Genomic DNA, 8,271 nt, shown 5'->3' with positions numbered 1-8,271 from the left:
CGTCGTCGGACAGGGCCCCCTCCCCCGCCGACCCGGAGCCGACCGCCGGCGGGGTCCCACGCGACGCGGCGCCCCCGCGTTGTCTGGCGTCCAGACGCAGGAGGATGAGCGCCGCGGCGAGCAGCACGAGGGCCAGGAGGAACCAGAACACGACCATGTCCACAGAGGGTAGTCAGCGCTGGTGGGGTTACCCGCCAGGCACCGCGGCGCTGCGTGACCTGGACGGGCCCGGGAGGCTGCGGAGGCCCGGGGCTAGCGGGGGTCCTCCCCCAGGGCGATCGGCCGCCGACGATCCGCCGACCACTGCGACCACGACCCCGGGAACAACCTCCCCGCCTCGATCCCGGCCACCTCCATCGCCGCGAGCGCATGGCAGGCGTGGATGCCGGAACCGCAGTAGACCACGGTGTCCTTCCCGCTGGTCACGCCCACGTCGGCGAACATCTGACGGATGCGCTCGGCGGGAAGGAACCGACCGCTCTCGTCGAGGAACGACGAGGTGGGCAGATTGACGGCGCCCGGGATGTGGCCGGCCCGCGAATCCATCGGCTCGGTGTGGCCGGCATAGCGCTCGGCCGCGCGGACATCGATCAGGACGCCCTCCTCGGGGCTGGCCTGCGTCTCGTCGATGTCGGCCGTGCGCATGTGATCGAGCCTGAAGGTGAAGTCGCCGCGTTCGACCGGGTTGCCCGGCCCCACCGCCAGGTCCTCGCCCTCGGCGATCCACGCCTTGAGACCGCCGTCGAGGAGGTAGACGTCCTCCTTGCCGGCCCAGCGCATCAGCCACCAGGCGCGCGCCGCGGAGGTGTTACCGGAGTCGTCGTAGATCACCACGCGGCTGTCGTTGTGCACGCCGGCACGGCGCAGGGCGTCCTCGAGATCATCGGGCGAGGGCAGCGGGTGGCGGCCCTCGCGGACGTTGCGCTGGCCCGCGAGCTCGGTGGGCAGATCGACGTACTGCGCACCGGGGATGTGGCCCGAGTAGTAGTGCTCGCGCCCGCGGGCGTCGCCGAGCCGCCAGCGCACGTCGAGGATCACGGGGGTGGGAAGGCTCGCCACGTCGCTGATCAACTCGCGCGCCGTGACGAGGAGGGGACTGGCCTGGGTGTCGGATGCGGGTGCGGTGGCTCTGGTCACGGGTCCATGGTAGTCGCGATGACGACGAGGCGGATCCCCTCATCGGGGACTGATCCGTCACTCCGCGGGCGCGTGGGCGGGCGAGGAGGTGTGGGCGATGCGGGACGTGGGCGGTCACCCGGGCACGAGTTGGCGGACAGGATTCGCGTCGGGGCCGTTCCCGATCGCATCTCCTGTCCGCCAACTCGTACCCGCCGGCTCGTTCCCGCCAGCTCAGGCGACGGGCGTCAGCTCAGCGTGAGCGACTCGCCGTCCTCCGCGAGCGAGACCCGCACGGTGTCGCCGTCGCGGATGTCGCCGCCGAGCAGGGCCCGGGCCAGCTTGTCGCCGATCGCCTGCTGCACCAGCCGGCGCAGCGGGCGGGCGCCGTAGGCCGGGTCGTACCCGCGCCGGGCCAGCCAGCCCTTGGCCGCGTCGTCGACCTCCAGGACCAGTCGCCGACTCTTGAGTCGCCGGGCGAGCTCGTCGATCTGGATGTCGACGATGTGCTCGAGCTGCTCCTCGCTGAGCGAGTCGAACATCACCACGTCGTCGAGCCGGTTGATGAACTCCGGCTTGAAGGCGCGTTTGACCGCGTCCATCGTCTGCTCCCGCGACCCACCGGCCCCCAGGTTGGAGGTGAGCACGAGGATCGTGTTGCGGAAGTCCACGGTCCGGCCCTGGCCGTCGGTGAGACGACCGTCGTCGAGCACCTGCAGGAGGATGTCGAACACGTCCGGGTGCGCCTTCTCGACCTCGTCGAGCAGCACGATCGTGTACGGACGCCGCCGCACGGCCTCGGTGAGCTGGCCGCCGGCCTCATAGCCGACGTACCCCGGAGGGGCACCCACCAGCCGCGAGACGCTGTGCTTCTCCGAGTACTCGCTCATGTCGATCCGGACCATGGCCCGCTCGTCGTCGAACAGGAACTCAGCGAGCGCCTTGGCCAGCTCCGTCTTGCCGACACCCGTGGGGCCCAGGAAGAGGAAGGAGCCGGTGGGCCGGTCGGGGTCGGCGACCCCGGCGCGCGACCGGCGGACCGCATCGGACACGGCCCGGACCGCCTCGCTCTGGCCGACGACCCGACGGGCGATCTCGTCCTCCATGCGCAGGAGCTTCTCGGTCTCGCCCTGGAGCATCTTGCCCACGGGGATCCCGGTCCAGGCGGAGACGACCTCGGCGACGTCCTCCGGGCCGACCTCCTCCTTGAGCATCGCGTTGGAGGCGGCGTCGTTCTCCTCCGCCTGGGCGAGCTGCTTCTCCAGCTCGGGCAGCCGGCCGTAACGGATCTCGGCGACCCGTGCGTAGTCGCCGTCCCGCTCGGCCTTCTCGGACTCGGTGCGCAGCGCGTCGAGCTCCTCCTTGACCTTCTGCACGCCCTGGATGGCGGTCTTCTCGTTCTGCCACCGGGCGGTCAGCTCGGCGAGCTTCTCCTTGGAGTCGGCGAGCTCGGACTGGAGCGCGACGAGCCGATCCTTGGACGCGGCGTCGGTCTCCTTCTGCAGCGCCACCTCCTCGATCTCGAGCCGGCGCACGATCCGCTCCGCGGCGTCGATCTCCTCCGGACGGGAGTCGATCTCCATCTTGAGCCGGCTCGCGGCCTCGTCGACCAGGTCGATCGCCTTGTCGGGGAGGAACCGCTGGGTGATGTAGCGATCCGACAGCGCGGCCGCGGAGACCAGCGCGGAGTCGGTGATCCGCACACCGTGGTGCACCTCGTAGCGCTCCTTGAGCCCGCGCAGGATGCCGACCGTGTCCTCGACGCTCGGCTCCCCCACGTAGACCTGCTGGAAGCGGCGCTCGAGGGCGGCGTCCTTCTCGATGTACTTGCGGTACTCGTCGAGCGTGGTGGCACCGACCAGGCGCAGCTCCCCGCGGGCGAGCATCGGCTTGATCATGTTGCCGGCGTCCATCGACCCCTCGCCGGTCGCGCCGGCGCCGACGATGGTGTGGACCTCGTCGATGAAGGTGATGATCTGCCCCTCGGAGGCCGTGATCTCGTCGAGCACGGCCTTGAGCCGCTCCTCGAACTCGCCGCGGTACTTGGCGCCCGCGACCATCGAACCCAGGTCGAGCGAGAGCAGGGTCTTGCCCCTGAGCGACTCGGGGACGTCGCCGTCCACGATCCGCCTGGCCAGCCCCTCGACGATGGCGGTCTTGCCCACGCCGGGCTCGCCGATGAGCACCGGGTTGTTCTTGGTGCGGCGGCTCAGGACCTGCACCACGCGCCGGATCTCCGAGTCGCGCCCGATGACCGGGTCGATCTTGCCCTCACGAGCCCGGGCCGTGAGATCCGTGGAGTACTTCTCGAGCGCCTGGTACTGGTCCTCGGGGTTCTCGCTGGTCACGCGCGTGTTTCCGCGGACCGCGGCGAACGCCTGCTTGAGCGCGTCCTCGGTGGCCCCGAGCTCGCCCAGGAGCTTGGCGGCGTCGCCCCCGGTGTGCCCCGCGGCGATGCCGACCAGGACGTGCTCGGTGGAGACGTAGTCGTCGCCCATCTCGGACGCGAGGGTCTGGGAGAAACTGATGACGGCGAGGGCGTCGCGGTTGAAGTTGGGGGCGGCCAGCCCCGAGCCCGACGCGCTGGGGTAACTCGCGGTGAGGGCCTTGGCCTGCGTGAGCGCCAGTTGCGGGTCCACCCCACAGGCCTGGAGCAGGGGCGTGGCGATCCCGTCCTGCTGTTCGAGCAGCGCCACGAGGAGGTGGCCCGGACGGACATCCGGGTTCCCTGCCGCCGAGGCGGATTGGACGGCGGCCGACAGAGCCGCCTGGGTCTTGGTCGTGGGGTTGAACTGGCTCATCGACCGGTCCTTTCTTCGACGTGTTCTTGAGCGTACTCGGGTCAATACCGGCCCACATCAGGACTGGACAGTCCGTACAACTGCCGAACAGTTGAGTCTATTCCGCTCAAGTCAAAGAATCCGGTGTGAACGCCGCCACCACGTGAGTAGATTCTTAGCGGTACCGCGAGGCCCCTCCCTCGCATCGACCCAGGACAGGCCCCCGTTGACCCCCTCACCCCACCCCGCGCCGTGAACAGACAGCGATCCGTTCATCCCGCCGTCAGCTTCTCCGCCTACCTGCTGGCGATCGTCGTACCGCTCGTCCTGGCGCTGGCGGTCGTCGGATCCTCGCCGGCCCTCCTGGCGATGGTCCCCGAAGAGCACCGCGGCACCGTCGCCTCCTTCGGCGAGGGCGCCGCTCGCGTGTCAGGCGGGGACGGCGGCCTGTTCAGGCCGGCCCACGCGGATGCCGCCAACTCCACGGTCCCGGGGACTGCCGTCCCGCTCCGGGGCGAGTGGTCACCGCGCCGCGCCGCCGACATCCAGCCCCCTGCCGGGCTGATCGCGGGGGTCGACTACGCCGTCGAGGCCACCGAGGACGGGTATATCGCCCACTGGCCGTGCGAGCACGAGATCCCCGTGCGCTCCTACGACGCACCGCCGGGCAGCGAGCCCGACCTCGCGTGGGCGGTCGAGACGCTCGCCTTCGCCAGCGGCCTCCCTCTCAGGTACGCGGGGCCCGGTGCCGAGGGAGAGCGCGAAGGCGACGGCGCCATCTCCGTGACGTACGGCGACCACCCGATGTTCCACACCGACCCCGAGATCGCGGGACTGGGCGGCGTCACGGTGTGGCCGCGAGGGTTGGTTCTCCAGGGCTCGGTGACCCTGCGGCCGGATCAGATCAGCCCCGTCCCCGGGGACGCCTGGACCCGCAGCCTGACGCTTCACGAACTCATGCACGCCGTGGGCGTCGACCACGCCGTGGCGCACGGGCCCGAGGTCATGGCGGAACGGCCGGGACCACACCCTCAGTCGATCCTGGGCTACGGCGACCAGTTCGCGCTACGACTCGTCGGCTGCCTGTGCCGCGCGGGCTGTGCCTGTGACGCGCGGGCTGCCCGGGACGCGCCGGTTGCGGGTGACGGCCCCCCTCAGAGGGTCGTGACGACCTCGTCGTAGTCGAGTCGCGGCAGCCGGTCGAGCCAGGCGTTCTCCGCCGGCGTGCCGATGTTGATCGCCACGAGGACGTGGTGGCGCCCGTCGGGGAAGAACTCCGCGGCGATCCCCTCGGCGTCGAACCCGGTCATCGGGCCGGCGGCGAGACCCGCGGCGCGGATGCCCAGGATGGTGTAGCCGACCTGCAGGCTCGCGTTGAGCTCGGCCGCGCCGGCCCGTGCGGTCTCGTCCGCGAACAGGTCACGGGCCCCGGGGAAGTGCGGGAAGAGCCGGGGAAGTTCGTCGTGGAAGTCCACGTCGGCCGCGAGCAGCGCGACGGCCGGCGCGGCGGCGGTCTTGGCCCGGTTCCCCTCGGCCAGGTGCGGCAGCAGTCGGGCCTTGGCCTCCTCGGACCGCACCACGACGATCCTCAGCGGCTGGTTGTTCATCGACGTCGGTGCCCACTTGACCAGGTCATAGATCGCACGGAGCTGCTCATCGGTGACAGGCTCGTCGGTGAACGCGTTGGCGGAGCGGGCCTCCCGGAAGAGCAGGTTCTGCGCAGCGGAGTCCAGTTGAAGGGCGGTCGAGGTCTCAAAAGATGTTGTCATATCTACTATAACCGCGACGGTGCTCCGCTGAATCCCGGCCGAATAGTGATGTCCGTCACCCCGCGCGCCTACGCTCACCTCATCGACCGCTCACCTCGTCGTCGTCATCCCCCCGGAGGTCCCCATGCCCATCCGCACCCGATCCGCGACGCTGGCCGTCCCGGTCGCCACCGCCGCCCTCGTGCTGGCGACCCTGACCGGCTGCAACGCGATGGACCCCAACCAGGGCGGTGACACCACCTGCGGCGACTACATGGAGATGCCGCCCGAAGACCAGCGCGAGGTGATCACCACCTTCCTCGACGAGAAGGGGCAGTCCGATCCCGCCGGCATGGAGGTGACGCTGAACCAGGAGTCGGCCAAGCTCTACTGCGGAACCGTGGGCCAGGCGAGCGACCCGATCCGCAACATCGATACGGGGTAGCACCGATACCGGGTAGCACCCCACCACACCCAATGGCCCGCCCGCTACGAACTATTGGTGACAATGGTCGGTGTGGAACGGGAGGCGATCTGATGAGGAACGGCGTCGTCGTCGACATCGGCGGCAGCGGGACGCGGATCGGTGCCGTGGTCGACGGCCGCGTGGTGGGAGTCCACGGGGCCGAGGTGGCCACCGCCGAGGATCTGGCCGCGGTGATCCGGGCCGTCGATCCCCTCCCCAGCGGCGTCGGCGTGTCGGTCAGCGGGCACGTCGACGCCGACCGTGGGGTCATCGAGGCCTCCCGCGCCGCCGCCTGGGCCGAGGGGCCGATGCGCTCCCAGTTGGTCGCCCTCTTGGACGCCCCGGTGTCCGTGATCGGTCACGGCGATGCCCACGCCCTGGCCCTGACCCAGCTGCCGGACGTCGAGTTCGGCGGCATCGCCATCTCCCTGGGCACCACCCTGTCCTTCGGGGCGCTCAACCGCCACGGTGCGCTCATCCACCCGTGCGGGCCCACCGGGTGGGACCTCGGGCACTGGCGGCTGGTCGTGGACGGCGGCACCACCGAGGCGTGGTGGGGCCTGGGCGGGCACGGGCTCTACGACCTCGAGCGGGAACACGGCGACGGCGCCGCCGAGATCTACGCCCACCGGGTGGGCTCCTTCGTGGTGGACGCCGTCCAGTTGTTCCGGCCGCGCACGGTCCTGCTCACCGGCGGGATCGTGGTGGGCCTGGGCGAGGCGCTGCACGGGCCGGTCGCCGAGCAGCTGCACACGCTGCCGCACACCATCCCGGCGCCGCGGGTCGTGTTCTCCCCGTCCCGGGACACGGCACTCTTCGGGGCCGCGGTGGCCGCGGGGTTGGCGATGCCGGCGGTGCGGTGATCACCCGCGCCGCTACTCGATCAACCCCCGCAGGTCGTCGGCCGTGAGCGCCGCCGAGAAGTGCTCCCCGCTGTCCAGCACGGAGGCGAAGAGCTCGGCTTTGCGTCGCTGCAACTCCACCACGCGCTCCTCGATGGTGTCTCGCGCGACCATCCGGTAGACCAGCACCGGTCTGGTCTGGCCGATGCGGTGGGCCCGGTCCACGGCCTGCGCCTCGGTGGCCGGGTTCCACCACGGGTCCAGGAGGAAGACGTAGTCGGCGCCCACCAGGTTGAGGCCCACTCCCCCGGCCTTGAGACTCAGGCAGAACACCTGCGCGCCACCCTCGGTGAACTCCCCGACGGCTCCCGCCCGGTCGGTGGTCCTGCCGTCGAGGTGAGCGACCGTGATGCCCTCGGCGTGCAGCCGGTCGACCACCGTGTCGAGGTAGCTGGTGAACTGGCTGAACACGAGCGCCCGGTGCCCCTCGGCCACGACCTCGCGCAGCGACGCGATGAGCTCATCGGTCTTGGCGGAGGGGATCGATGCGTGGTCCGGGTCCACCAGCGAGGGGTCCAGGCACAGTCGGCGCAGCACGGTGAGGCCGGCGAGGATGCTGATGCGGTTGGAGTCGAAGTCGTCGAGCAGTGCCAGCAGCGACGCCCGCTGACGGGCCAGTTCGCGCTCGTAGACCCGGCGGTGCGCGGCCGAGAGCTCCACCTCCATCACCGCATCGGTGCGCGGCGGCAGTTCGCCGGCCACCAACTCCTTGCGGCGCCGCAGCAGGAACGGCCGCAGTCGGCGGCGGAGACGACGCAGCGCCTCGGCGTCGCCGTCCTTCTCGATCGGGGTCCGGAACAGCACACGGAACTCCTTGGCGTCGGGCAGCACTCCCCGACAGGACAGGGCCGCGATCGCCCACAGTTCGGTGAGGTTGTTCTCCATGGGCGTGCCGGTGACCGCGAGCAGGAAGTCCGCGCGCAGACCGGCCAGTGCGGCGAACAGCTTGGACGCAGGGTTCTTGGCCTGCTGGGCCTCGTCCAGGATCACCCCGGCCCACCCGATCCCCGCGTACGCCTCGGCGTTCAGGCGCAGGACGGTCGCGGAGGTGACCACGATGTCGTGGGCGGCCGCGTCCTCGGCCACGGTGGTGGGCGACTTGCTCTCCGTGGCCGAGCGTCGGGCCACGCGCAGCGAGGGCACGAACCTCCGGGCCTCGGCCTCCCAGTTGGGCACGACCGACGAGGGCGCCACCACGAGGAACGGCCCCGGCGAGTCGGCGACCGTCTCGGCGCCGGTGGCGGGGCCCTCCGCGCGAG

Annotated in this window: 7 protein-coding genes; 3 read left to right on the top strand and 4 right to left on the bottom strand. The window is 71.0% G+C overall.

What is annotated here, in order from left to right; translation table 11 throughout:
- Nucleotides 1-252: 252 nt before the first annotated feature.
- Together G6017_RS10075 and clpB are read right to left on the bottom strand one after the other, a co-directional pair.
- Nucleotides 253-1,137, bottom strand: a complete 885-nt coding sequence (locus tag G6017_RS10075; protein WP_182617194.1) for a sulfurtransferase — start codon at nt 1,135-1,137, stop codon at nt 253-255.
- A 227-nt stretch (nt 1,138-1,364) separates the two neighbouring features.
- The gene (gene clpB, locus G6017_RS10070) at nt 1,365-3,917 is read right to left on the bottom strand and encodes an ATP-dependent chaperone ClpB (protein WP_182617192.1); all 2,553 of its coding nucleotides are present in this window, start codon (nt 3,915-3,917) and stop codon (nt 1,365-1,367) included.
- A gap of 231 nt (nt 3,918-4,148) precedes the next feature.
- Here clpB and G6017_RS10065 point away from each other — a divergent pair, with 231 nt between their 5' ends.
- On the top strand, nt 4,149-5,078 hold the full coding sequence (locus G6017_RS10065) for a hypothetical protein (protein ID WP_347237982.1): 930 nt from the start codon (nt 4,149-4,151) through the stop codon (nt 5,076-5,078).
- On the opposite strand, the gene G6017_RS10060 is transcribed toward G6017_RS10065, so the two are convergent.
- Complete coding sequence (locus tag G6017_RS10060) at nt 5,051-5,665, bottom strand: malonic semialdehyde reductase (protein WP_182617191.1); 615 nt, start codon at nt 5,663-5,665, stop codon at nt 5,051-5,053. The genes G6017_RS10065 and G6017_RS10060 overlap by 28 nt on opposite strands.
- Nucleotides 5,666-5,789: 124 nt before the next feature.
- Between G6017_RS10060 and G6017_RS10055 the strand changes: the two genes are divergently transcribed.
- Entirely contained in the window at nt 5,790-6,089 is a 300-nt protein-coding gene (locus G6017_RS10055; RefSeq protein ID WP_182617189.1) for a hypothetical protein, read from the top strand.
- A gap of 92 nt (nt 6,090-6,181) precedes the next feature.
- Entirely contained in the window at nt 6,182-6,973 is a 792-nt protein-coding gene (locus G6017_RS10050; protein ID WP_017838436.1) for an ROK family protein, read from the top strand.
- A 12-nt stretch (nt 6,974-6,985) separates the two neighbouring features.
- Here G6017_RS10050 and G6017_RS10045 read toward each other — a convergent pair.
- The coding region (locus G6017_RS10045; protein WP_182617187.1) for a DEAD/DEAH box helicase at nt 6,986-8,271 on the bottom strand (1,286 nt) is incomplete at its 5' end.

Origin of the sequence: Dietzia sp. B44 (assembly GCF_014145245.1) — a bacterium.
Lineage (GTDB): Bacteria > Actinomycetota > Actinomycetes > Mycobacteriales > Mycobacteriaceae > Dietzia > Dietzia natronolimnaea.
This window is presented reverse-complemented; position numbering and strand designations above follow the sequence as displayed.